Source organism: Kocuria sp. CNJ-770 (assembly GCF_001942375.1).
Taxonomy (GTDB): Bacteria; Actinomycetota; Actinomycetes; order Actinomycetales; family Micrococcaceae; genus Kocuria; species Kocuria oceani.
This window is the reverse complement of record NZ_MKJW01000113.1, coordinates 1-24142: the sequence shown is the minus strand read 5'-3', so window position 1 is coordinate 24142 and position 24142 is coordinate 1. Positions and strand designations below refer to the sequence as shown.

Genomic DNA, 24142 nt, shown 5'->3' with positions numbered 1-24142 from the left:
AGACGTTCTGTCACCGCTACAACTCTTTCGCTCTCGCCGGACCGGCACCGGGATCGGATCCGGCGCCTGTCACCGCTACAACTCTTTCGCTCTCGCCGGACCGGCACCGGGATCGGATCCGGCGCCGTCGCCCGGCTTCGGACAATCGTCCTGTCCATACTACCGAGGCCGCGCCCTCCCCACGGCGGCCCGCGAGCCCGTCCCGGGACCCGCCGCGGGGCCCGGTCCGGGGCGGGCGAGGGCCGGGGCGCCTTGCCCTGCTCCGGGCCGTGCTCCGGGCCGGGCTTTGGGCCGGGCGGGGGCGGCTCTCTAGGATGAGGGCGGAACCGACCGGCCCGATCGGCCCGCACGGTCCGCCCGCCCACCACCGTCCCACCCGAGGAGCACCTCCCCATGGCCCGCAAGACGTCCCTGTCCGGTTTCCCCGAATGGCTTCCGGAGGAGCGTCTGGTCGAGCTGCACGTCCTGGACGTGCTGCGGGAGACCTTCGAGCTGCACGGCTTCTCCTCGATCGAGACGCGGGCGGTGGAGACGGTCGAGCAGCTGCTGCGCAAGGGCGAGATCGACAAGGAGGTCTACGTCGTCTCGCGCCTGCAGGAGGACGAGGACGCCCCCGAGAAGGACGACGCCCGGCTGGCCCTGCACTTCGACCTCACCGTGCCCTTCGCCCGGTACGTGGTCGAGAACGGCGGGCACCTCACCTTCCCCTTCCGCCGCTACCAGATGCAGAAGGTCTGGCGCGGCGAGCGCCCGCAGGAGGGCCGCGCCCGCGAGTTCACCCAGGCGGACATCGACGTGGTCGGCGACGGCGCCCTGCCGTTCCGCTACGACGTGGAGCTGGCGCTGGTGATGATCGACGCGCTGGCGAAGCTGCCGATCCCGCCGTTCGTGCTGCGGGTCAACAACCGCAAGCTGGCGGAGGGGTTCTACCGCGGCATCGGCCTGCAGGACACGGCCGGCGTGCTGCGCAACATCGACAAGCTCGAGAAGATCGGCCCCGAGAAGGTCGCCCAGGCCCTCTGCGACGAGCTCGGGGCGTCCCCCGAGCAGGCCCGGGCCGCGCTGCAGCTGGCGTCCATCCGCACCGAGGACACGTCCTTCGTGGAGCAGGTCCGCGCGCTCGGGGTGAACACCCAGCTGCTCGAGGAGGGACTGCAGGAGCTCGCCGAGGTGGTGGGCGAGGCCTCCCGCCGGGCCCCCGGGACGGTGGTGGCCGATCTGTCCATCGCCCGCGGCCTGGACTACTACACGGGCACCGTCTACGAGACCGTGCTGGTGGGCCACGAGCAGCTGGGCTCCGTGTGCTCCGGCGGGCGCTACGAGTCCCTGGCGTCCACGGGCAAGAAGACCTATCCCGGCGTGGGCCTGTCCGTGGGCGTCACCCGCCTGGTCTCCCGCATCCTCGCCCAGGGCATGGCCGAGGCCTCCCGGAAGGTCCCCACCGCGGTCCTGGTCTCGCTCGTGGACGAGGAGTCCTGGTCGCAGGCCCAGGACGTCGCCGGGCAGCTGCGCGCCCGCGGCATCGCGTGCGAGGTCTCGGCCAGCGCCGCGAAGTTCGGCAAGCAGATCCGCTACGCCGAGCGCCGCGGCATCCCCTACGTGTGGTTCACTGTCCGGGCCGAGGACGGGTCCCTCGCCCACGAGGTCAAGGACATCCGCTCCGGCGAGCAGGTCCGCGCCGACCCCGCCGCCTGGGCCCCGCCGGCCGAGGACCTGCGCCCCGTGGTGCGCCCCGCCGGAGCCTGACCGTTCCGGTCCGCCCGGCGCCCGCCGAGCCCCGGCTGCGGGCCGCGGCGGCGGGTGTGCGGGTCCGGCTCAGCGCCGCCGGGACAGGGCCACGGCGCGGCCGGCCAGGCCGACCGCGAACACGCCGAGCATCGTCAGCACCGAGGCCGCCGGGAGCGTGAAGGCCAGCAGCAGGCAGCCGGCCAGGCCCAGGGCGTTGACGGCCCGCGGCGCCCAGCCGGGACGCTCGGTCAGCGTGAGGGCGGAGAGGTTGGCCAGGGCGTAGTAGACGAGCACCCCGAAGCTGGAGAACCCGATCACGGTGCGCACGTCCCCGGCCAGCACGAGCACCACCACGACCCCGGCCACGGCCAGCTCCGCGGCCCACGGCGCCCGGTGCCGCTGGGAGACCGCGCCCAGCCGGCCGGGCAGGTCCCGCTGCCGGGCCATGGCCAGCACCGTCCGTGAGATCCCGGCGACCAGGGCCAGCAGCGCCCCCAGCGTGGCCAGGGCCGCGGCGGCGGTGACCAGCACGGCGCCGGCGGCCGTGGTCCCGGCGGACCATCCCGCGCGCTCGACCACCGTGAGCAGCGGCGCGGTCGCCGCCGCGAGCCGGTCCGCCCCGAGGAACCGGAGCAGGCCCAGCCCCAGCGCAGCGTAGAGCAGCAGGGTGAGCGCCAGGGCGCCGAGCACCGCCCGGGGGATGGTCCGGGCCGGGTCGCGGACCTCCTCGCCGAGGGTGGCCACGCGGGCGTAGCCGGCGAAGGCGAAGAAGAGGGTCCCCGCCGCGGGCAGCACGCCCCATCCGCTGCCCTCCCACCCGGGCACCGCGCCGGCCGCCGGGCCCGGGACGGTGTGGAGCAGCACCACCACGGCCAGCAGCACGGCCAGGACGGGGACGACCAGCAGCTTCGTCAGCCGGGCGGTGCGGCTCACCCCGCCGAGGTTCACCGCCGTCAACCCCAGGACGGCGACGACGGCGAGCAGCCGCGCCCCGGCGTCGCCGGCCCCCAGCAGCTCGGCGGTGTACAGGCCGAAGGTCAGCGACATGGCCGCCGCGGAGGCGGTCTTGCCGGTGACGAAGCCCCACCCGGCCACGAAGCCCGGCCACGGGCCGAGCTGCTGGTTCGCGTAGAGGTAGGTCCCGCCCGAGGCCGGGTGCACGGCGGCCAGCTGGGCGGTGGACGTCGCGTTGCACCAGGCGACCACCGCCGCGAGCAGCAGCGCCGCGGGCAGCCACGGCCCGGCGTGGGCGGCGGCCGGGGCGAACGCCACGAACACCCCCGCCCCGACCATGGAGCCCACCCCGATCACGGTGGCGTCGAAGGTGCCCAGACGGCGGGCGAGGGCCGGCTGGCCGGGGGCGCTGCTCATGGGTGGTCCTGTCGTCGTCCCGGGGCCCGGAGGGCGGGCTGTAAACTCGTTCCCGAACGAGAGTAGGGGCACCGGGTGAACCCCCGGCAAACGCGCGATCCGCGCGGCCCCGTCCGGACCTCCCGAACAACGAAGGGTTTTTGAGTGCTGCGCACACACAACCTCGGCGAGCTGCGCGCCGAGCACATCGGAGAGACCGTCACGCTGGCCGGCTGGGTCGGCCGGCGCCGCGACCACGGAGGGGTGGCCTTCCTGGATCTGCGCGACGCCTCCGGGGTCGCGCAGATCGTGGTGCGCGACGAGGCGGACTTCCACCACCTGCGCAACGAGTTCGTGCTCCGGATCACCGGCACCGTGGAGCGCCGCCCGGAGGCAACGAGAACCCGGCCCTGGCCACCGGCGAGGTCGAGGTCATCGCCGAGACCGTGACCGTGCTCAACACCGCGGCCGCGCTGCCCTTCCAGATCGACGAGCACGTGGAGGTCGGCGAGGACGCCCGCCTGCGGCACCGCTACCTGGACCTGCGCCGGCCCGAGCCGGCCCGCATCATGCGGCTGCGCTCCGACGCCAACCGGGTGGCCCGGGAGCTGCTGCACGAGGACGGGTTCACGGAGGTCGAGACCCCCACGCTGACCCGCTCCACCCCCGAGGCGCCCGCGACTTCCTGGTGCCGGCCCGCCTGGCCCCCGGCTCCTGGTACGCCCTGCCGCAGTCCCCGCAGCTGTTCAAGCAGCTGCTGCAGGTCGGCGGGATCGAGAAGTACTACCAGATCGCCCGCTGCTACCGGGACGAGGACTTCCGCGCCGACCGCCAGCCGGAGTTCACCCAGCTCGACATCGAGGCCTCCTTCGTGGAGCAGGACGACGTCATCGCCCTGGGCGAGCGCATCGTGGCCGCCCTGTGGAAGCTCATCGGGGTGGAGATCCCCACCCCGATCCGCCGGATGACCTACGCCGAGGCGATGGCGAAGTACGGCTCCGACAAGCCGGACCTGCGCTTCGGCCTCGAGCTCACCGAGCTCACCGACTACTTCCAGGACACCACCTTCCGCGTGTTCAAGGCCCCCTACGTGGGTGCCGTGGTCATGCCCGGCGGGGCCTCCCAGCCGCGCCGCACCCTGGACGCGTGGCAGGAGTGGGCCAAGCAGCGCGGCGCCAAGGGCCTGGCCTACGTGCTGGTCGGGGAGGACGGCACGCTGAGCGGTCCCGTGGCCAAGAACATCACCGAGGCCGAACGCGAGGGCCTGCCCGCCGCGACCGGCGCGCAGCCCGGGGACTGCATCTTCTTCGCCGCCGGTGAGAAGAAGTCCTCCCGCGCCCTGCTGGGCGCGGCGCGCGTGGAGATCGGCCACCGCACCGGGCTGATCGACGAGGACGCCTGGGCGTTCGTGTGGGTCGTGGACGCGCCCCTGTTCGAGTCGGCCGCCGAGGCCGTGGAGTCCGGCGACGTCGCCGTGGGCGCGGGCCAGTGGACCGCCGTGCACCACGCGTTCACCTCGCCCAAGCCCGAGTTCCTGGACACCTTCGACCAGGACCCCGAGCACGCCCTGGCCTACGCCTACGACATCGTGTGCAACGGCAACGAGATCGGCGGCGGCTCCATCCGCATCCACCAGCAGGACGTCCAGCGGCGGGTCTTCGAGATCATGGGCATCGGCCAGGAGGAGGCCGACGAGAAGTTCGGCTTCCTGCTCGAGGGCTTCAAGTACGGCGCGCCCCCGCACGGCGGCATCGCCTTCGGCTGGGACCGCGTGGTCGCCCTGCTGGCCGGGACCGACTCCATCCGCGAGGTCATCGCGTTCCCGAAGACCGGCAACGGCTACGACCCGCTGACGGCCGCCCCGGCGCCGATCACCCCGCAGCAGCGCAAGGAGGCCGGGGTCGACGCCAGGCCCGAGCCCAAGGCCGCGTCCCAGGGCAAGCAGGCCGAGGGCAAGCAGGCCGAGGGCAAGCAGGCCGACGGCCGGGCGTCCGGAACGCCGCGGGGCGAGGACGTCCGCGCCGCACAGGACGTCACGGAGCAGGCCACCGGCGGCGGGTTCGGGGCCGCGGCCACGCCCGCGCAGTAGGCTACGGCTCACCGGAGGGCCGGGCCCCGTCCTTCCGGACGGGGCCCGGCCCTCGCCGTGCGGTCCGGTCCCGGCCGCCGCGATCCAGGGGGATGCCGTGACCCGAGACCCTGCCGCCGCCCGCGCCGCCTTCCTCGAGGCCGGGGCGTGGTTCGCCGAGCTCGTCGAGGAGCTGCGGCCGCACCACTGGACCCGCCCCGCGCTGGGCTCCTGGGACGTCCGCGCCCTTGTGGGCCACACCCACCGGGCCCTCGTCACCCTCGCCGACTACCTGGGCACGCCGGCGGAGGAGGCGGTGTGCACCGCCACCGGGCAGTACTACGCCCTGTCCGCCGCGGCCACGGATCCCGCGGCGGTCGCCGCCCGCGGCACGGCGGCCGGCCAGGAGCTGGGCCGGCACCCGGGGGCCACGGTCCGGGCGTCCCTGGAGCGGGCCCGCCGGGCGCTGGCCCGGGTGCCCGTCGAGGAGGACCCGGTGATCCGCACCGTGGTCGGCGGCACGCGGCTCGGCGCCTACGTCCCCACGCGCACCTTCGAGCTGGCCGTCCACGGCCTCGACGTCGCCGCCGCCTGCGGCCTGGACCGCCGGCCCCCGGAGGCCGTGCTGGTCGACGCCGGGCACACCGCGATCGAGATCGCGGTACCGGCCGGACGGCTGCCCGAGATGCTGCTGGCGCTCACGGGCCGACGGGGGCTGCCGCCGGGCTTCACCGTGCTGCCCTGAGCCCGGTGCTGGGCTGAGCGCACGTCCGTTGTGCGTCCCGTGCCGCTGTGCGACCCGGCCCGCTGCCGGCGCCCTGTAGCTGCCCGCCCGTCGCCCGGCGAGCGCCGTGCTGCTGCCCGTCCTTCGCCGCCGTGGGAGCACTGCCGCGGCGAACTCCGTCCCGCGGCGTGCCTTCCGGCGCTGTGGGCGCGCTGCTGCCGCGAGCCCCGCTGCTCGCAGCCCCGTGCCGCTCCCGGCGCACCGGTCAGTTGCGCAGGCTCTCCAGGTGCGGGGCGCGCTCGTGCGCGCCGGGCAGCGGCTCGCGGCCACGGCCCAGCAGGAACCACAGCGGCACCACCAGCAGCACGAGGACCGCGCCCGCCCACACCCAGGCGGCCGAGAGCACGTACTCCAGGCCCGTCAGCACCAGGGCCACGGCCATCAGCGCGGCCCCGGCCGCCCCGAGGAGGCGGGCGCCCGCCGTGCGCGCGAGCTTGGCGGTGGCCGCGCAGGCCAGCCCGTAGTACAGCGCCACGAGCACCGAGATCACCCCGACCGTGTCGTCGAAGAGCCGGCCCGAGAACGTCATCCAGGCCGCGGCCACGGCCGCGGTGGTCCACGTCGCGAAGGACAGGGACAGGAACCGCCGGGGCAGGTGCCCGCCGCGCGCCATCGACATCAGCCCGCGCGAGGTGGGGATCATGGTCGTCCCGATCGAGGCGGCCGCCGAGACCGCCACGAGCCCGGCCAGCAGCGGTGAGCCCACCGAGGCCCCGGGCACGTAGGACCAGCCGATGACGGCGTAGACGGCGGCGACCACCGTCAGCGCGATCCACGCCGAGACGCGCGGCGCGCGCTGGGTGGTGGACTCCTCGGTGAGGGAGAACGTCGAGTCCCAGCCCCAGTACAGGAACAGGGCCAGGAGCAGGGCGGCGGCCACGTTGCCCGCCGTGAGCTCCCCGCCGGCCAGGACGGCGGTGTAGAAACCGCTCCACTCGCCCCCGGCCTCGGCCGCGCCCTCGACGACGGGGGCCGTGCGCGTGGCCCACACCAGCAGCCCCACCCCGGCCAGCTGCAGGGCGGCGAAGACCGCCTGCACCGCCGCGGAGACGCGGATCCCGGTCGAGGAGATCGCCGCGAAGACCGCCATGAGCGCCGCGGCCACCGCGGTGACGGCCCACGGGCCGGGCTCGGCGCCCAGGGCGAAGAGCGCCGAGTCGGCCGTGACCCACGCCAGGGAGGCGAGCACGAGGGTCGCGGAGAGCCACAGCCCCCACCCGCCCAGGAAGCCCACGAACGCCCCGTAGGCCTCCCGGGCCCAGCGGTAGACGGTGCCCTGGTCCTCGTAGAGCTCGTCCAGCCGGGCGAAGCAGACGGAGACGACCGCCATCGGGACCACCGCGGCCACCAGCACCACCGGGGTCCACCGGCCCACCAGGGCGTGCATGAGCCCGAGCGTGACCACCACGGAGTAGAGCGGGGCGATCGAGGTCGCGCCGATCACGGCGGAGGTGGCCGTGGAGATGGACCGGGGGAGCAGGTGGGCGGTCACAGCAGGCCCTTCTTGTCGATGATGTTGGGCACGAAGCGGCACCAGTAGTCGGTGAGCGGGCCGTCGGACTCGCGGATGCCGATGCCGGCGGCGCCGTCGTCGCCGACCACCCAGGAGCCCACCACGGGGTGGTTGGGCGCCCCGTCCGAGCCGGGGAAGTTCCGCAGCGGCACGTAGGCCTGCCACACGTCCATCGGGGAGTCGTGGGGGCGCGGGGAGCGCACGTGCACGTCCCGGGCGCGGATCTCGATCCCGTCGCCCTCGCGGCCGAAGATGGGCTTGCGCACCCATTCCGCCAGGCCGTTCGGCCCGTCCGTGTAGGCGGGCAGCAGCAGGGGGTGGTCGGGGAAGCACCGCCACAGCGCCACGAGCAGCAGCTTGGTGGAGCAGAACATCTTCCAGGCGGGCTCGTACCAGTGGTGCATCAGCAGCGGGTCGTGCAGCACGAAGCCGCCCGGCTCGTCGTCGACCATCACCTCCCACGGGTGCAGGGCGAAGAGCTCCTCGATGCCGGAGACCACCGTGGGGTCGTCGACGTCCCCGGAGGCGTGCACCCAGGAGTTCGAGCGGGTGTCGAAGCGCACGTCCTCCACGGGCAGCAGCACCGTGCGGTAGCCGGCCTCCGCGGCGGTCGCGGCGAGCACCGCCGCGTTCGCGGCGTCCTCCCCGCTCTCCTCCGCCCGGGTGTAGGCCACGTGCAGGGTCTTCGTCGCGGACGACGGCAGCCGCTGCCGCCAGCGCTGGACGAGCATCGGCCACAGGCCGTTGAGCTGGTCGAACTCCGCGTGGTCCTCGCCGAGTCCGGGGTGCAGCGCCTCCATGCGCGACCACTGGCACACGGCGCCCTCCACCAGGCCGGTGGGGGTGTCGCCGTTGAACTCGAGCATCTTCGCCGGGCCCGTGCCGTCCCAGGCCAGGTCGAAGCGGCCGTAGACCGAGGGCTCGCGCAGGCTCAGGGAGTGCTGGGCGAGCTCGAACGCGGCCTCGGAGAGCCCGAGGGTGCCCAGCGCGCCGGTGGCCATGTAGCGGGCGGCCTCCATCGTCATCCGGTAGAGCTCGTCGGTGGCGGCCTCCAGCTCGGCCACCTCGTCCGGGGACAGGACGTAGGCGGCCGTCTCGTTCCAGTAGGAGAACCGGGTGCCGTCCGGGCGCTCGGTGAGGGCGTAGGTGAGGCCCTCCTCGTGCACGGTCCGCTCCCACCTGGGCCGGGGCGGGAGCCCGTCGACGCGCCGCATCAGGAGCCCCAGCCGCTCGTGGAGCCGCCGAAGCCCTTCGACACCCCGGACCGGCCCACGGAGGTCCCGGACGGGGCGAAGCCCCGGGCCACGGTGGCGGAGGCCGGCGGGCGGGCGGTCGTGAAGCCGGAGGAGGGCGGTACGGGGGAGCCCACCGGCGGCACGGTGAGGGAGCGGCCGGCGTTGAGGAACAAGAACATGGGCACGAACGAGCCGCGCGGGCGCCCGGCGTCGTCGCACTCGTCGTCGTCCACGCGCACCTCCTCGCCCGTCTCCGGGTCCTGCTGCACGCAGATCTGGGCGTAGTCGGCGTCGACCTCCTGCGCGTCCTCGCCGCAGCCGGTGAGCGTGACGACGAGGGCGCCGATCGAGGCGGCGCTCATGATGCGGGTCGTGGGGCGTGGTGACACGGCGGGTCCTCGGGTCTCGGGTCGTCGGGGCGGCCGGGAGCCGTCCGCCCTCCCATCCTCGGGCACGGGGGGCCCCGCTGTCGCGCGGCCGCGCCGCTGCCGCCGCTGCCGCCGGTGCGGGCGGCGGTGCGGGGCCGGGCACGGCGACGGTCCGGGGCGCTGGCTCATCCCAGAGAGATCACGGCGGCGGTGTGGGCCAGGCCGATCAGCACGCCGATCAGCGCCCCGGCCACCGTCTGCCCCGGGGTGTGGTCGCCCGTGCGCACCCGGGACAGGGCCACCAGGACCGGGACCGGGGCCGCGAGCGGCACGGCCCACGGGGCGGTCAGGGCGCCGAGGCCCACGGCCCAGCACGCGGCCATCGCCACGTGGGCGGAGACCTTCCAGCGCAGCGTCAGGGCCATCAGCACGAGGAGGCCCAGCAGGACGAACGCGGTGGTCACCGGCACGAGCACCGGGGCCCCCAGCCGCAGCTCGGCCGCCAGCACCAGGGCGGTGAGCACGCCCGTGGCGGCGTGGACGGGCAGCCGCTGCGCCCGCGAGCGCACGAAGTGCCCGTCCACCATCCCGCGGCGGGCGAGGACGCGCAGCACGAGCATCGGCAGCGACGCCACGAGCACCGCCGTCCCGAGTCCCCACAGCACCCCCGTCCACCCGGCGGACCGCCACCCGGCGAGCACCAGGAGGCACAGCACCAGCGGGGCCGGCGCGAACACCTCCGCCACCAGGGCGGCGGGCCGCGCCCGCACGGGTGCCGGGGCCGCGGGGGACGTCATGGCACGAGGGTAGCCGGGACCCCGCCCCGCCCCTGTGGTGGACTGGACCCATGCGCATCGTTCTGCAACGGGTGACCCGGGCCGCCGTGACCGTCGAGGGCACGGTGGTGGGCCGGCTCGAGGAGCCCGGGCTGGTCGCCCTGGTGGGCGTCACCCACGACGACGACGCCGCCACCGCGGCGCGGCTGGCCGAGCGCACCTGGCATCTGCGGCTGCTGGAGGGCGAGCGCTCCTGCGCGGAGCTCGGCGCCCCGGTGCTGGCGATCAGCCAGTTCACCCTCTACGGCGACGCCCGCCGGGGCCGGCGCCCCTCGTGGTCGGCCGCCGCGCCCGGAGCGGTCTCGGAGCCGCTCTTCGACGCCTACGTGCACGCGCTGCGCGAGCTCGGCGCGCACGTGGAGACCGGCCGCTTCGGGGCCCGGATGCAGGTGGAGCTCGTCAACGACGGCCCGGTCACCCTGGTCCTGGACAGCGCCGAGCTGGACCGGCCGCGGCGGGCCTGAGCGCGGCCGGACAGCCGGCCCGGCACGGGCCGGGACCGGGGACCGGGCCGAGGGCTAGTCTGGACGGCGTGACCGGCTCCCTCTTCGACGACCTCGACCCCACCGGCTCCGGCGCGAGCGGGCCCCACGAGGAGGCCCCGCCCGGCCGGGCACGGCGGCCCCGCGGCCGCTCCCCGCTGGCGGTGCGGATGCGCCCGCGCAGCCTCGACGAGATCGTCGGCCAGCAGCACCTGCTCCGCCCCGGGTCCCCGCTGCGGGTGCTGGCGGGGGAGGACCGCGGCCCGGCCGGACCGTCGTCGATCATCCTCTGGGGCCCCCCGGGCACCGGCAAGACCACCCTGGCCCACGTGATCGCCCGCGGGGTGTCCCGCAAGTTCGTGGAGCTGTCCGCGATCACCGCCGGCGTCAAGGACGTGCGCCGGGTGATGGACGAGGCGCTGACCGACCGGGACCTGCACGGGCGCACCACGGTGCTGTTCCTGGACGAGATCCACCGCTTCACCAAGGCCCAGCAGGACGCCCTGCTGCCCGGGGTGGAGAACCAGTGGGTGGTGCTGGTGGCGGCCACCACGGAGAACCCGTCGTTCTCCGTGATCTCCCCGCTGCTCTCGCGCTCGCTGCTGCTGACCCTGCAGCCGCTGCAGCGGGCCGACATCGCCGGGCTGCTGGAGCGCGCCGTCGCCGACCCCCGGGGGCTCGACGGGAAGGTGGAGCTGTCCGCGGAGGCGCGCGAGCACCTGCTGGACCTGTGCGGCGGGGACGCCCGCAAGGCCCTGACCTCCTTGGAGGCCGCCGCCGGCGTGGCCTTCTCGGAGCTGGACCGGGAACCGGGCCCCGAGCCGGACCGGGAGCCCGCGGACGGGGACGCCGCGATTCCCGTGATCACCCGCGAGCACGCGGAGGAGGCCCTGGACCGGGCCGCCGTGCGCTACGACAAGAACGGGGACCAGCACTACGACGTGGTGAGCGCCTTCATCAAGTCGATCCGCGGCTCCGACGTGGACGCCGCGATGCACTACCTCGCCCGGATGCTCGAGGCCGGGGAGGACCCGCGGTTCATCGCCCGCCGGCTCATCATCTCCGCCTCGGAGGACATCGGCACCGCCGACCCCACCGCGCTGCAGACCGCGGTGGCCGCCGCCGATGCCGTCCAGCTCATCGGCATGCCGGAGGGACGGATCCCGCTGGCCCAGGCCGTCGCCCACCTCGCCACGGCCCCGAAGTCCAACGCCGCCTACACCGCGCTCAACGAGGCGGTCGCCGATGTCCGCGCGGGCCGGGCCGGCCCGGTGCCGCCGCACCTGCGCGACGCCCACTACCCAGGAGCCGGACAGCTCGGCCACGGCCGGGACTACGTGTACTCCCACGACGAGCCCAACGGCGTGGCCGCCCAGCAGTACCCGCCCGACGAGCTCGTCGGCACCGACTACTACCGGCCCGTCGACCGGGGGCGGGAGCGCCAGATCGCCCAGCAGCTGGAGGTGCTGCGCGGCATCGTCCGGGGCCGGTGACCGCCCACCGGGCCCACCTCACCGGCCGAACAGGTGGCGCACCACCGAGGCCGCCGTGCGCTCGTCGATCACCAGGTCCGTGACCACCCCGGCCCGCAGGGCCCCCACCACGCCCGGCACCTTGTGGTCCCCGGCCACCACGCACAGCCGGCGCGGGATCCGCCGCAGCTCCATCGGCGTGGGCCCGCTCGCCCGGCGGTTGAGGTCCAGGTCGGCGTAGGACCCGTCCTCGCGCAGGAAGACCGTGCACACGTCCCCGACCACCCGCTGCGCCGCCAGCTCCCGGAAGTCCTCGTCCGAGAGGTAGCCGTTGCTGTACACCTGGGAGATCATCGGCCCCCGGAACGCCCCCACGCTGAACACCGCCAGGTCCGCGCCGTTGCGCGCCGCCAGGACCCGGCGCACCGAGGACTCCTGCCACATCAGCGTGCGGGTCTGGACGTTGTCGAAGAACGCCGGGGTGGGGAAGGGCAGCAGCGCGGCCCCGAACGCGGTCGACATCCGGCCCAGCAGGGCCGAGGACTGCGCCGCCCCCGGGGAGCGGGCGCTGAACGCGCCGTTCATCTGCACCACGAGGGTGTCGCGCGTCGTCTTGGGGTGCAGGTGGCCGGCGATCGCGGAGGTCGTCGTGCCCCACGCGACCGCCAGGGTCATCCCGTCCCCGAACCACTCCCCGAGCATCCCCGCGGCCGAGCGCGCCACCGACTCCAGCCGCTGCGGGTCCGTGGCCCCCCGCGGGGTGCCCGTCACGTGCACCGTGACCCCGAAGGCCTCCCGCAGCCGGTGGGACAGGTCGTGCCCCGCGTCCGGGGGAGCGGAGAGGCTGATCCGCACGATGCCCCGGTCCCGCGCCGCCTGCAGCATCCGCGAGACCGTGGGGCGGGAGACGCCGAAACGGTCCGCGACCGCCTCCATCGTCATGCCCTGCACGTAGTACAGCTCCGCCGCGTGGTGGAGCTCGGCATCACCGTGCACTGTTACGTCCCTTCCCTGCACGTCCGTTCATTCCATTTGAGCATAGGTGCACTTCCCCGCAGAGTGTGAGTCAGACCACAGCGCCATTCCACGACCTGCCCGAAAGGCTCTCCACCATGGCCCATCCCACCCTGTCACCCGCCGCGCGGGAGCACGCGCTCGCCGAGTTCGCGGACGGCCCCGAGCTGGACGTCCTCGTCGTCGGCGGCGGCATCACCGGCGCCGGCATCGCCCTCGACGCCGTCACCCGCGGCCTGCGCACCGGCATCGTCGAGGCCCAGGACTGGGCCGGCGGCACGTCCCAGTGGTCCTCCAAGCTCGTCCACGGCGGACTGCGCTATCTCCAGCAGCTCGACTTCAAGCTCGTCTCCGAGGCGCTGCGGGAGCGCGAGCTGCTGCTGGACTTCCTCGCACCCCACCTCGTGAAGCCCGTGCCCTTCCTGTACCCGCTGACCCACCGCTTCTGGGAGCGGCCCTACGTGACGGCCGGCATCGGCCTCTACGACGCCCTCGCCCACATCGGCGCCAAGGTCGCGACGCTGCCCTACCAGCGCCACTACGGCTTCAAGGGCGTCCAGCGGGTCTTTCCCGACGTCAAGCCCGGGTCCATGGTCGGCGCGGTGAAGTACTGGGACGGGCAGGTGGACGACGCCCGCCTCGTCCTGACCATCGTGCGCACCGCCGTGCGCTACGGCGCGCTGGCCGCCAACCGCACCCGGGCGGTGGACTTCCCGAAGGACGAGTCCGGGCGCGTGGTCGGGGCCACCCTCCAGGACCTCGAGACGGGTGAGCGGCGCACGGTCCGGGCCAAGACCGTGATCGCCGCCACCGGGGTGTGGACGGAGCAGACCCAGGACCTGGCCCACGCCGAGGGCGGACTGAAGGTGCTCGCCTCCAAGGGCATCCACATCATCGTGCCGCGCGAGCGGATCCGCGGCGAGAGCGGGCTGATCCTGCAGACGGAGAAGTCCGTGCTGTTCATCATCCCGTGGGCGCGGTACTGGATCATCGGCACGACCGACACCCCCTACCACCAGGACCTCGTGAACCCGGTGGCCACCGCGGAGGACATCGACTACGTCATCGACCACGCCAACGTGGTCCTGGACCGGCCGCTCACCCGCGAGGACGTCATCGGCACCTACGCCGGGCTGCGGCCGCTGCTGCAGCCGGGCACGAAGAAGGGCGACGGGGACGCGCAGTCCACGAAGATCTCCCGCGAGCACACCGTCACCGAGGTCGCCCCCGGCATGATCACCATCGCCGGCGGCAAGCTCACCACCTACCGGGTGATGGCCGAGGACGCCGTGGACCTCGCCCTGGGGAAGGAGCGGGCCGAGGCCGTGCCCTCGGTCACCGACCGCACCCCGCTGCTGGGTGCGGAGGGGTACCTGGCGCTGAGCCGCCAGGCCGCGGCACTGGGCGCACGCTACGACTGGAACGAGGAGCGGGTGCAGCACCTGCTCGGCCGCTACGGGTCTTCCATCACCGAGATCACCGAGCTCGTGGAGGACCGCCCCGACCTGGGCCGCCCCCTGGAGGGCGCCCCGGCCTACCTGCGGGCGGAGATCGTCCACGCCTGCACCCACGAGGGCGCGCTGCACCTGGAGGACCTCTACGACACCCGCACCCGGCTCACCTGGGAGCAGGCCCGCCACGGGCTGGACGCGGTCGAGGAGATCGCCGACCTCGCCGCCGAGGCCCTCGGCTGGGACGGGCGCCGGCGCGCGGCGGAGGTCGAGGCCTACCGGGCCCGCTGCCAGGCGGAGGACGCGGCCGCGGCCGCCCCCGACGAGGCCGCGGCCGCGGCGGCCCGGGCCGCCGCACCCGACGTGCTGGACCTCGTCCGCCCGTCCGGCGGCTGAGGCCGCCCCACCAGCCACCACCTCTCCACCCCCGGCCCGCCCGACGGGCGGGCCGGTCCGTCCGCACCCACCGAGGAGTCGCAGTGCTGTCCATGTCCAACGTCCTGGCCCAGACCGTGGTGCCAACCGTTCCCATCCCGCTCTCCACCGTGTTCTGGTCCGAGGTCGCCGGCACCGCGATGCTGCTGCTGCTCGGCTGCGGTGTCGTCGCCAACGCCGTGCTGCCGAGGACCAAGGGCCTCGGCGGCGGGTTCCTGATGATCAACTTCGGCTGGGGCCTGGCCGTGTTCGCCGGTGTGTTCGTGGCCTACCAGTCCGGCGCCCACATCAACCCCGCCGTGACCGTGGGCCTGTGGGCCAGCGGCGCCGAGGAGTACGCCCCCGGTGTGGCCATCACCCTGGTCAGCACGCTCGTCTACTTCGCCGGCGAGCTCCTCGGCGGCATCCTGGGCGCCGTCCTCGCGTTCCTGGCCTACAAGAAGCACTTCGACGAGGACATCGAGGAGGAGGTGCTCGGGGAGACCAAGCTCGCCGTGTTCTCCACCGGCCCGGCGGTGCGCTCCTACGGCTGGAACCTGGTCACCGAGATCATCGGCACCTTCGTCCTGGTCGCGGTGATCCTGCTCTTCGGCAACACCCCGTCCCAGCTCGGCCCGCTGGCCGTGGCCCTGCTCGTGGTCGGCATCGGCGCCAGCCTCGGCGGGCCCACGGGCTACGCCATCAACCCCGCCCGTGACCTCGGCCCGCGCATCGCCCACGCCCTCCTGCCCATCCGCGGCAAGGGCGGCAGCGACTGGGCCTACGCCTGGGTGCCGGTCCTCGGGCCGATCCTCGGCGCCCTGCTCGCCGGCGGCTTCTACCAGCTCTATTCGAACCCGCCGGCTGATCCGGCCGCCCCACCCGTCCGACCCGCAGCACACCACCCCGCAGCACACCACAACGAAGTGAGGTACTACCCGTGAGCACCGAACCGCAGCACGTCATGGCCATCGACCAGGGCACCACCAGCACCCGGGCGATCATCTTCGACCACCGGGGCGCCATCGTCAGCACCGGCCAGCTCGAGCACGAGCAGATCTTCCCGCGCGCCGGCTGGGTGGAGCACGACGCGATGGAGATCTGGCGCAACGTCCGCAAGGTCGTCGCCGACGCCGAGGCCTCCGCCGAGATCGGCGCCCGGGACCTGGCCGCCGTGGGCATCACCAACCAGCGCGAGACCACGGTGGTCTGGGACCGCACCACCGGCGAGCCCGTCTACAACGCCATCGTCTGGCAGGACACCCGGACCCAGAAGATCGTCGAGGAGCTCGGCGGCGACGCCGGCCCCGACCGCTACAAGGACCGGGTGGGGCTGCCGCTGGCCAGCTACTTCTCCGGCCCGAAGGTCAAGTGGATCCTGGACAACGTGGACGGTGCCCGGGAGCGCGCCGAGCGCGGGGACCTGCTGATGGGCAACACCGACGCGTGGCTGGTGTGGAACATGACCGGCGGCGTGGACGGCGGGGTGCACGTCACCGACGTGACCAACGCCTCGCGCACCATGCTGATGAACCTGGAGACCCTCGACTGGAACGAGGAGATCTGCGCCGACATGGGCATCCCCATGTCGATGCTGCCCCAGATCCGCTCCTCCTCCGAGGTCTACGGCAAGGGCCGCACCCGCGGCTTCCTCAAGGACGTGCCCATCGCCGGCATCCTGGGCGACCAGCAGGCCGCGATGTTCGGGCAGGCCTGCTTCGAGAAGGGCATGGGCAAGAACACCTACGGCACGGGCAGCTTCGTGCTGATGAACGTGGGCACCGAGGTGGTGCACTCCCAGAACGGCCTGCTGAGCACCGTGTGCTACAAGATCGGCGACCAGGACGCCGTCTACGCCCTGGAGGGCTCGATCGCGGTGACCGGGTCCCTGGTCCAGTGGCTGCGCGACAACCTGGGGATCATCTCCTCCGCGCCCCAGGTCGAGTCCCTGGCCGCGTCGGTCGAGGACAACGGCGGGGCCTACTTCGTCCCGGCCTTCAGCGGGCTCTTCGCCCCGTACTGGCGCTCGGACGCCCGCGGCGCCCTCGTGGGGCTGACCCGCTACGTGAACAAGGGCCACATCGCCCGGGCCGCCCTGGAGGCCACGGCCTACCAGTCCCGCGAGGTGGTCGAGGCCATGAACGCCGACGCCGGGGTGGACATCACCGAGCTCAAGGTGGACGGCGGGATGACCGCCAACGAACTGCTCATGCAGTTCCAGGCGGACCAGCTCGGGGTGCCCGTGATCCGCCCGCAGGTCACCGAGACCACGGCCCTCGGCGCCGCCTACGCCGCCGGCATCGCCGTGGGCTTCTGGTCCGGGACTGAGGAGGTCACCGCGAACTGGGCCGAGGACAAGCGCTGGGAGCCGCAGGTGGACGACGCCGAGCGGGGGCGGCTGTTCCGCAACTGGCAGAAGGCCGTGACCAAGACCTTCGACTGGGTGGACGAGGACGTCGACTGACCCCTCCGCCACGGCGGGCCCACCGCGGGGCGCCACCCGGCACGTCCGGGTGGCGCCCCGCCACGCTCCCCGGGGGCGCGCCGCGGGCCCGTGCACGCTATACTGGACCGTCGGCCGGCAAGGCCCGTGCTCCCGCACGTCCGGCGCCCCGCCTCAACCACGGTGCGCGGCGCGCGGCCACGGCGCTTGTAGGACCGGAGGATTGCGGCTGATCCTCACCTCTCCGGCGGGACCGATCCCGTCCTCGGAGGCCGGACCGACCAGAACACGCTGCCCCCGCACCGCACCCCGGGCGGGGGAGAGCACCGCATTGTGAAAGGTAAACGTGGCTAACAACACGCGTGCGCGCCGTCAGGTGCGCAAGTCCCGCGCCCTCGGGATCGCCCTGACCCCGAAGGCCGAGAAGTACTTCGAGCGCCGTCCCTACGGCCCCGGTGAGCACGGCCGTGCCCGCCGCAAGGCCGACTCGGACTACGCCGTCCGTCTGCGCGAGAAGCAGCGTCTCCGCGCGCAGTACAACATCCGCGAGAAGCAGATGCACATCGCCTACGTGGAGGCCAAGCGCCAGGAGGGGCAGACCGGTGAGAACCTGGTCGCCCTGCTGGAGTCCCGCCTCGACGCCCTGGTGCTGCGCTCCGGCTTCGCCCGGACCATGGCCCAGGCCCGTCAGATGGTCGTGCACCGCCACATCATGGTGGACGGCCAGCGGGTGGACCGCCCCTCCTACAGCGTGAAGGAGGGTCAGCTCATCCACGTGCACCCCAAGTCGGAGAAGATGGCGCCCTTCCAGGTCGCCGCCGCCGGCGCGCACCAGGCCGTGCTGCCCGACACCCCGGGCTACCTCGACGTGTCGATCGAGAAGCTGCAGGCCAAGCTGGTGCGCAAGCCCAAGCGCGCCGAGGTCCCCGTGACCTGCGAGGAGCAGCTCGTGGTGGAGTACTACGCCCGCATGGCCTGATCCCTGCGGGCTCCTGTCCCGGCACGGCCGGGACAGGGCCTCACCGGCGGAGAGCCCGCGGCGCCAGCGCCGCGGGCTCTTCCGTTGGGTACAGTTGATCCCCGGGCACCGCACCGGTGCCCGTGCCGAACGCCCGGGGCGGTCCCGCCGCCCCGTCCCCCAGGACCCGACCAGCAAGGAGCGCGCCGCCCCATGACCGGTGGAGAAATCGCAGGACTGCTCGCCGCGGGGGTGTTCGCCGTGCTGGTTCTCCTGCTTGCCGTGCCGATCCTCAAGCTCGGCAGGGTCTTCGACGAGCTGCGGCTGACGATCCGCTCGCTCAACAACGAGACCGTCCCGCTGATCGACGAGGTCACCCGCACCGTGTCGACCACGAACTCCCAGCTCGAGAAGGTCGACGGCATCACGACCAACGTCTCCGACGCCTCCGCGAACGTCTCGGCGCTGTCCTCCCTGGTGGCCTCCACCGTGGGGCAGCCGCTGATCAAGGTCGCGGCGTTCTCCCACGGGGTCCGCCGCGCGTTCACCGGTGACGCCGCCGCCCCGGGCTCCCACCGGGCCGAGCGCTTCGGCCCCGCCGAGGGGCCCGGCCGCGCCGCGGGCACCGCGGGCCCGGGGGAGGACCGGCCATGAGCTTCTGGGGCAAGATCGCCCTCGTGGCCGCCGGCGGCCTGCTGGGCGCCGCCGCCACGCGGATCCCCCGCACCCGGGGCCGGGACCTCTCGGTGCCCGGAGCAGCCGGGCCGGGACGCACCCCGCGGGCCGGCGACTGGCGCTCCCGGCTCTACCGCTTCGCCGCCACCGTCCGGGCGGGGATGGACGAGCGGGAGGCCGAGCTGCGCGAGTCCTTCGGCGTGCGCGCCCCCGGGACCGGGTCCTCCCGCCTGACCGGCGGCACGGCGGCCCCGCGCGTGCTCGACGGCACCGCGGCCCCGCAGGAGGGCCGCGCCCCGGAGGAGCCCACCGACCCCCCGACACCCCCGTCGACACCCCCCTCGACCCACCGCGAAGGAAAGCACCGGTAATGCTGTCTCAGGAAATCACCAAGCGCTGGCTGGACTACTTCGAAGGCCAGGGCCACACCGTGGTGCCCTCCGCCTCGCTGATCTCCAGCCAGCCCGGTGCCATGTTCACGATCGCCGGCATGGTGCCGTTCATCCCGTACTTCCTCGGTCAGGAGACGGCCCCCTACCGGCGGGCCACCTCCATCCAGAAGTGCATCCGCACCCTCGACATCGAGGAGGTCGGCAAGACCGCCCGCCACGGCACGTTCTTCCAGATGGCCGGCAACTTCTCCTTCGGCGACTACTTCAAGGAGCGCGCCATCCCCATGGCGTGGGAGCTGCTCACCGGCCCGCTCGAGAAGGGCGGCTTCGGCCTCGACCCGGAGCGGCTGTGGGTGACCGTCTACGAGGGGGACGAGGAGTCCTACGCCCTGTGGAAGGACACCGTGGGCGTGCCCGCCGAGCGGATCCAGCGGATGGGCCGCGACGAGAACTACTGGGACACCGGCCAGCCCGGCCCCGCGGGCCCGGACTCCGAGATCTTCTACGACCGCGGTCCCCGCTACGGCCGGGAGGGCGGCCCGGCGGTCGACGACGACCGCTACATCGAGATCTGGAACCTCGTGTTCATGCAGTACCAGCGCGGCGAGGGCTCCGGCAAGGACTACGAGATCCTCGGCGACCTGCCGGAGCAGAACATCGACACCGGGCTGGGCGTCGAGCGCCTGGCCATGCTGCTGCAGGGCGTGGAGAACTTCTACGAGACCGACCAGGTCCGGCCCGTGCTGGACAAGGCGGCCGAGCTGTCCGGGAAGCAGTACCGCGGCTCCGAGAAGCCGGAGGAGGAGGGCTACGACGAGACGTGCGGATGCGCGTGGTCGCGGACCACGTCCGGTCCTCCCTGATGCTCATCGCCGACGGCGTCACCCCGTCCAACGAGGGCCGCGGCTACATCCTGCGCCGCCTGCTGCGCCGGGCGATCCGTGCGATGCGCCTGATGGGCGTCACCGAGCCCTGCCTGCCCGTGCTGCTGCCCGCCTCCCGGGACGCCATGCAGGGCGTGTACCCCTACGTGGGCGAGGACTTCGAGCGCATCTCCCGGATCGCCTACGCCGAGGAGAAGGCGTTCCTGAAGACCATCGAGTCCGGCACCACGCGTCTGAACGAGGCCGTGGCCGGGGCCAGGCGCCAGGGCCAGGCGGTCTCCGGGGCCGAGGCCTTCGCCCTGCACGACACCTACGGCTTCCCGATCGACCTGACCCTCGAGATGGCCGCCGAGGCCGGGGTCGCCGTCGACGAGACCGCCTTCCGCGGGCTCATGGAGGAGCAGCGGCGCCGCGCCCAGCAGGACGCGCGCGCCAAGAAGGGCGCCCACGCCGACCTCTCGGTGTTCCGCCGGCTGGTGGACGAGGGCGGCTCGGTCTTCACCGGCTACGACCGGCTGCGCGGCGAGACGGTCCTGCGGGCCCTCCTGCAGGACGGGGTGACCGTGCCCGCCGCCTCGGCGGGGGACGCCGTCGAGGTCGTCCTGGACGAGACCCCGTTCTACGCGGAGGCGGGCGGCCAGGCCGCCGACCGGGGCACGATCACCGGCGACGGGTTCGTCCTCGAGGTCACCGACGTGCAGCAGCCGGTGAAGGGCCTGTCCGTGCACAAGGCCGTCGTGCGCGAGGGCGAGGTGGTCTCCGGCAGCACGGTGCTCGCGCAGGTGGACGTGGCCCGGCGGCGCGCCGCCGAGGCCGCTCACTCCGGCACGCACATCGTCCACGCGGCCCTGCACGACATCCTCGGCCCGGAGGCCGTGCAGCGCGGGTCCTTCAACAAGGAGGGCTACCTGCGCTTCGACTTCGCCTGGGGCGAGGGCCTGCAGGAGGCCCAGCGCCAGGAGATCGAGGAGGTCTCCAACGCCGCGATCCACGAGAACTACGAGGTCGTGACGCAGGAGATGGGCCTCGCCGAGGCCAAGGCCATGGGTGCCACGTCCCTGTTCGGCGAGAAGTACGGGGACCGCGTGCGGGTGGTCGAGATGAACGGGCCGTGGTCGCGCGAGCTCTGCGGCGGCACCCACGTGGGCGCCACCGCCCAGATCGGCTCGCTCACCCTGCTCACCGAGCAGTCGGTGGGCTCCGGCAACCGCCGCGTGGAGGCGCTGGTGGGCCTGGACTCCTTCCGGCACCTCGCCGCCGAGCGCACCCTCGTGCACCAGCTCACCGACATGCTGAAGGTGCAGAGCTCCGCCGAGCTGCCCGAGCGGCTCGCCGCCACCCTCGACAAGCTCAAGTCCGCGGAGAAGGAGCTCGCCGGCCTGCGCCGCGAGAAGCTCCAGGCCCAGGCCGGCGCGCTGCTGGACGACGCCCGGCGGATCGGCCCGGTCACCGCGCTCGTGCACGACGCCGGTGAGGTGGCCGGCGCCGACGACGTCCGCGCCCTCGCCCTGGACCTGCGCGGCCGGCTCGGCCAGACCGCCGCGGTCGTCGCGGTGGCCGGTGTGGCCAAGGGCCGCCCGCTGGTCCTGGTCGCCACCACGGAGGGCGCCCGCGAGGCCGGGGTCAAGGCCGGCCGTCTGGTGCGCACCGCCGCGCAGGTCCTCGGCGGCGGCGGCGGCGGCAAGGACGACATCGCCCAGGGCGGCGGGCAGGACGCCTCCCGGATCGGGGCGGCGCTCGACGCGGTGCTGGCCGAGGTCGCCCGCGCGACAGGCGGCGCCGCCGCGTGAGCGACGACTACGTGCGGGGCCGCAGGATCGGGGTCGACGTCGGCCTGGTCCGCGTCGGGGTCGCCCTCAGCGACCCCGACGGCATCCTCGCGACCCCACTCACCACGCTGCAGCGGGACCCCCGGAAGGGCTTCGACGTGAAGCTCCTGGCCGGGCTGGTGCAGGAGCACGGCGCGGTGGGCGTCTACGTGGGGCTGCCGCGCAGCCTGAACGGCGGGGAGAACGCCTCGACCGCGATGGCCCGAGACTACGCCGCCGCGCTCGTGCGGCGCCTGCGGGCCAAGGGCTGGGAGGTGCCGGTGCGGCTGGTCGACGAGCGGCTGAGCACCGTGGACGCCCACCGGGCCCTGCTCGAGGCCGGGGTCTCGCGCCGGGAGCACAAGGACAAGGTCGACCAGGTGGCCGCCGCCACCATCCTGCAGAGCGCCGTGGACCGGGCCCGGTCCACCGGCGCGGAGCCCGGCACGCCGGTGGACCCGGCCGCACCCGGCCCGGTGCGGGCCGCCCCGACGGGAGATCTCACGCATAATGGTGGAGACCTCGACGCGGACGGTCCCGTCGCGGAGCATCCCGGGCACGGCCCCGCCCACTCCCGGGGCACCGCCGAGGACACCGCCGGACCGCCCGACCGGGCGCGGACGGAACCGTTGACGACCACCGATCCGGACGGAGAGCATTCGTGAGCGACGACCCGTACGACCAGTCGGCGCCCCGCCGCCCCGAGACCGCCCGCGAGTCCTCCGGCTCGGGCGGCCTGGGCAGCCTGTTGGACGCCCCGTCGTCGCGGGAGCCCTCCACAGGCCTGCGCGGCGTCTTCGAGCACGAGGAGCTGACCCCCGAGCAGGTCAAGCGCCGGCGCCGCCGCGGCCGGGTCTCCCTGACCACCGCCATCGCCCTGTTCCTGCTGGCCGGGCTGATCACCGTGTCCGTGCTGGCCTCCACCTTCGGCTGGTTCGAGGTGCGCGACTACCGCGGCGACGGCGAGGACCCGGTGACCTTCGCGGTGAGCGAGGGCGCCACCACCGGCCAGGTCGCCGTGGCCCTCGAGCAGCAGGGCATCGTCGCCGACGCCGAGACCTTCGTGGAGAACTTCCAGGAGGAGCACTCCGGGGAGTTCATCCAGCCGGGCGAGTACGAGCTGCGCACCGAGATGAGCTCGGAGGCCGCCGTGGGCGCGCTCATGGAGGAGGACGAGGCCACCCACTACGCGGCCATCGACCAGACCCAGCGCATGTCCGACGTCTTCGGCGTCCTCAGCGAGTCCACCGGCATCCCGGTCGAGGAGTTCGAGGCCTACGCGGAGGACACCGAGACCTTCGGCATCCCCGCCCGCTTCCCGACCCTCGAGGGCTGGCTGCACCCGGGCGAGTACCGGTTCCCGCTCGACGCCACCGCCGAGGAGGTCCTGCGGGCCATGGTCGACCGCACCCGGGCGACGCTCGAGGACAACGGGATCACCGACGAGGACGAGATCTTCGAGGTGCTCACCATCGGCTCGATCATCGAGTTCGAGGTCCAGCCCGAGCACTACGACGTCGTGGCCGGGGCCATCGAGAACCGGCTGCAGAACCCCGACGGGGAGACCTCCGGGTTCATCCAGTCCGACGCCTCCGTGACCTACGGCCTCGGCCGGAAGAGCTACGACTTCTCCGAGGAGGAGCGCCGCGACGAGTCGAACCGGTACAACACCTTCGCCAACCCGGGGCTGCCGATCGGGCCGATCGGCTCCCCGGGGGACGCCGCGATCAAGGCGGCCGCCGACCCCGAGGAGACCGGCTACTACTTCTGGGTGACCGTCGACCTGGACACCGGCGAGACGAAGTTCGCCGAGACCTACGCCGAGCACCTGGAGAACGTCGAGGAGTACAACCAGTGGTGCAGCGAGAACGAGGGCCGGTGCGGGTGAGCCCCGCCCGCGCCGCCGTGGTGGGCCACCCCATCGGGCACTCGCGCTCCCCGGACCTGCACCGGGCCGCGTACGCGGTGCTCGGCGAGGCCGTCGACTACGACGCCCACGACCTCGTCGAGGAGCAGCTGCCGGCGTTCGTCGACGCCCGCCGGGGCGACCCCGCCTGGCGCGGGCTGTCGGTGACGATGCCCCTGAAGTCGGCGGCCGCCGCGTGCGCCGACGAGCTCACGGAGCTGGGCGCCGCCGTCGGCGCGGTCAACACCCTGGTCTTCCGCCCCGACGGGACGGTGCTGGGGCACAACACGGACGTCGCCGGGATCGTGGGCGCGGTGCGCGCCGCCGGCCCGTGCCCGCGGCGCCCCGGGCCGCGGTGCTC

The 24142-nt window shown here is 73.9% G+C and carries 19 protein-coding genes and 2 pseudogenes; 15 read left to right on the top strand and 6 right to left on the bottom strand.

All coding sequences use genetic code 11. The annotated features are described in order from the left end of the window. Positions 1-393 precede the first annotated feature (393 nt). Complete coding sequence (gene hisS / locus BJF77_RS13675) at positions 394-1746, top strand: histidine--tRNA ligase (RefSeq protein WP_047803327.1); 1353 nt, start codon at positions 394-396, stop codon at positions 1744-1746. A 69-nt stretch (positions 1747-1815) separates the two neighbouring features. Here hisS and BJF77_RS13670 read toward each other — a convergent pair whose 3' ends face one another. Beyond that, complete coding sequence (locus tag BJF77_RS13670; RefSeq protein WP_075872504.1) at positions 1816-3099, bottom strand: APC family permease; 1284 nt, start codon at positions 3097-3099, stop codon at positions 1816-1818. Between the two features lie 144 nt (positions 3100-3243). Here BJF77_RS13670 and aspS point away from each other — a divergent pair. Then, positions 3244-5014: pseudogene (gene aspS, locus BJF77_RS13665) on the top strand (aspartate--tRNA ligase); the annotation flags it as partial. Positions 5015-5264: 250 nt separating this feature from the next. Beyond that, the gene (locus BJF77_RS13660) at positions 5265-5891 is read left to right on the top strand and encodes a maleylpyruvate isomerase N-terminal domain-containing protein (protein ID WP_075872503.1); all 627 of its coding nucleotides are present in this window, start codon (positions 5265-5267) and stop codon (positions 5889-5891) included. A gap of 244 nt (positions 5892-6135) precedes the next feature. On the opposite strand, the gene BJF77_RS13655 is transcribed toward BJF77_RS13660, so the two are convergent. From BJF77_RS13655 to BJF77_RS13640, 4 genes are all read right to left on the bottom strand, one after another. Beyond that, the gene (locus BJF77_RS13655; protein WP_047803324.1) at positions 6136-7422 is read right to left on the bottom strand and encodes an amino acid permease; all 1287 of its coding nucleotides are present in this window, start codon (positions 7420-7422) and stop codon (positions 6136-6138) included. Then, positions 7419-8609 carry a glutathionylspermidine synthase family protein gene (locus BJF77_RS13650; protein WP_255396266.1) on the bottom strand — a complete coding sequence of 397 codons (1191 nt, stop codon included), beginning with the start codon at positions 8607-8609 and terminating at the stop codon, positions 7419-7421. Before BJF77_RS13650 ends, BJF77_RS13655 begins: the two co-directional genes overlap by 4 nt. Positions 8610-8656: 47 nt before the next feature. After that, positions 8657-9067, bottom strand: a complete 411-nt coding sequence (locus BJF77_RS20150) for a hypothetical protein (RefSeq protein WP_139318584.1) — start codon at positions 9065-9067, stop codon at positions 8657-8659. Between the two features lie 164 nt (positions 9068-9231). Beyond that, entirely contained in the window at positions 9232-9843 is a 612-nt protein-coding gene (locus BJF77_RS13640; protein ID WP_075872500.1) for a phosphatase PAP2 family protein, read from the bottom strand. A gap of 50 nt (positions 9844-9893) precedes the next feature. Here BJF77_RS13640 and dtd point away from each other — a divergent pair, with 50 nt between their 5' ends. Further along, the gene (gene dtd / locus BJF77_RS13635; RefSeq protein WP_075872499.1) at positions 9894-10346 is read left to right on the top strand and encodes a D-aminoacyl-tRNA deacylase; all 453 of its coding nucleotides are present in this window, start codon (positions 9894-9896) and stop codon (positions 10344-10346) included. Between the two features lie 188 nt (positions 10347-10534). Then, positions 10535-11857: a replication-associated recombination protein A gene (locus BJF77_RS13630; RefSeq protein ID WP_083665160.1), complete on the top strand. Its 1323-nt coding sequence runs from the start codon at positions 10535-10537 to the stop codon at positions 11855-11857. A gap of 18 nt (positions 11858-11875) precedes the next feature. On the opposite strand, the gene BJF77_RS13625 is transcribed toward BJF77_RS13630, so the two are convergent. Then, a complete protein-coding gene (locus tag BJF77_RS13625) occupies positions 11876-12832 on the bottom strand; it encodes a sugar-binding transcriptional regulator (RefSeq protein ID WP_075872497.1) in 957 nt (318 codons plus the stop codon). Positions 12833-12948: 116 nt separating this feature from the next. Between BJF77_RS13625 and BJF77_RS13620 the strand changes: the two genes are divergently transcribed. The 10 genes and pseudogenes from BJF77_RS13620 to BJF77_RS13575 form a co-directional block, all read left to right on the top strand. After that, positions 12949-14697 carry a glycerol-3-phosphate dehydrogenase/oxidase gene (locus BJF77_RS13620; protein ID WP_075872496.1) on the top strand — a complete coding sequence of 583 codons (1749 nt, stop codon included), beginning with the start codon at positions 12949-12951 and terminating at the stop codon, positions 14695-14697. Positions 14698-14789: 92 nt separating this feature from the next. Further along, a complete protein-coding gene (locus tag BJF77_RS13615; protein ID WP_083665159.1) occupies positions 14790-15659 on the top strand; it encodes an MIP/aquaporin family protein in 870 nt (289 codons plus the stop codon). Next, positions 15656-17179, top strand: coding sequence for a glycerol kinase GlpK (gene glpK, locus BJF77_RS13610; protein WP_255396265.1), 1524 nt, complete (start codon positions 15656-15658; stop codon positions 17177-17179). The genes BJF77_RS13615 and glpK overlap by 4 nt, the downstream gene beginning before the upstream one ends. 325 nt (positions 17180-17504) lie before the next feature. After that, complete coding sequence (gene rpsD / locus BJF77_RS13605) at positions 17505-18137, top strand: 30S ribosomal protein S4 (protein WP_047803317.1); 633 nt, start codon at positions 17505-17507, stop codon at positions 18135-18137. A 192-nt stretch (positions 18138-18329) separates the two neighbouring features. Further along, positions 18330-18770 (top strand): DUF948 domain-containing protein, encoded by a 441-nt coding sequence (locus BJF77_RS13600; RefSeq protein WP_075872495.1) that lies wholly within the window; start codon positions 18330-18332, stop codon positions 18768-18770. Continuing rightward, complete coding sequence (locus tag BJF77_RS13595; protein WP_075872494.1) at positions 18767-19162, top strand: hypothetical protein; 396 nt, start codon at positions 18767-18769, stop codon at positions 19160-19162. Before BJF77_RS13600 ends, BJF77_RS13595 begins: the two co-directional genes overlap by 4 nt. Beyond that, positions 19162-21857 (top strand): annotated as a pseudogene (alaS, locus tag BJF77_RS13590) (alanine--tRNA ligase). Before BJF77_RS13595 ends, alaS begins: the two are co-directional and overlap by 1 nt. Next, entirely contained in the window at positions 21854-22540 is a 687-nt protein-coding gene (gene ruvX / locus BJF77_RS13585; protein ID WP_083665156.1) for a Holliday junction resolvase RuvX, read from the top strand. Before alaS ends, ruvX begins: the two are co-directional and overlap by 4 nt. Beyond that, positions 22537-23763: an endolytic transglycosylase MltG gene (gene mltG, locus BJF77_RS13580; RefSeq protein ID WP_083665155.1), complete on the top strand. Its 1227-nt coding sequence runs from the start codon at positions 22537-22539 to the stop codon at positions 23761-23763. The genes ruvX and mltG overlap by 4 nt, the downstream gene beginning before the upstream one ends. Continuing rightward, on the top strand, positions 23733-24142 hold a 410-nt coding region (locus BJF77_RS13575), incomplete at its 3' end, for a shikimate dehydrogenase (RefSeq protein ID WP_369821414.1). The genes mltG and BJF77_RS13575, both read left to right, overlap by 31 nt.

Coding starts and splice junctions, on each gene's coding strand:
- hisS (WP_047803327.1), top strand. CDS start 394: ATGGCCCGCAAGACGTCCCTGTCCGGTTTCCCCGAATGGCTTCCGGAG.
- BJF77_RS13670 (WP_075872504.1), bottom strand. CDS start 3,099: ATGAGCAGCGCCCCCGGCCAGCCGGCCCTCGCCCGCCGTCTGGGCACC.
- BJF77_RS13640 (WP_075872500.1), bottom strand. CDS start 9,843: ATGACGTCCCCCGCGGCCCCGGCACCCGTGCGGGCGCGGCCCGCCGCC.
- dtd (WP_075872499.1), top strand. CDS start 9,894: ATGCGCATCGTTCTGCAACGGGTGACCCGGGCCGCCGTGACCGTCGAG.
- BJF77_RS13630 (WP_083665160.1), top strand. CDS start 10,535: ATGCGCCCGCGCAGCCTCGACGAGATCGTCGGCCAGCAGCACCTGCTC.
- BJF77_RS13620 (WP_075872496.1), top strand. CDS start 12,949: ATGGCCCATCCCACCCTGTCACCCGCCGCGCGGGAGCACGCGCTCGCC.
- BJF77_RS13615 (WP_083665159.1), top strand. CDS start 14,790: ATGTCCAACGTCCTGGCCCAGACCGTGGTGCCAACCGTTCCCATCCCG.
- BJF77_RS13600 (WP_075872495.1), top strand. CDS start 18,330: ATGACCGGTGGAGAAATCGCAGGACTGCTCGCCGCGGGGGTGTTCGCC.
- BJF77_RS13595 (WP_075872494.1), top strand. CDS start 18,767: ATGAGCTTCTGGGGCAAGATCGCCCTCGTGGCCGCCGGCGGCCTGCTG.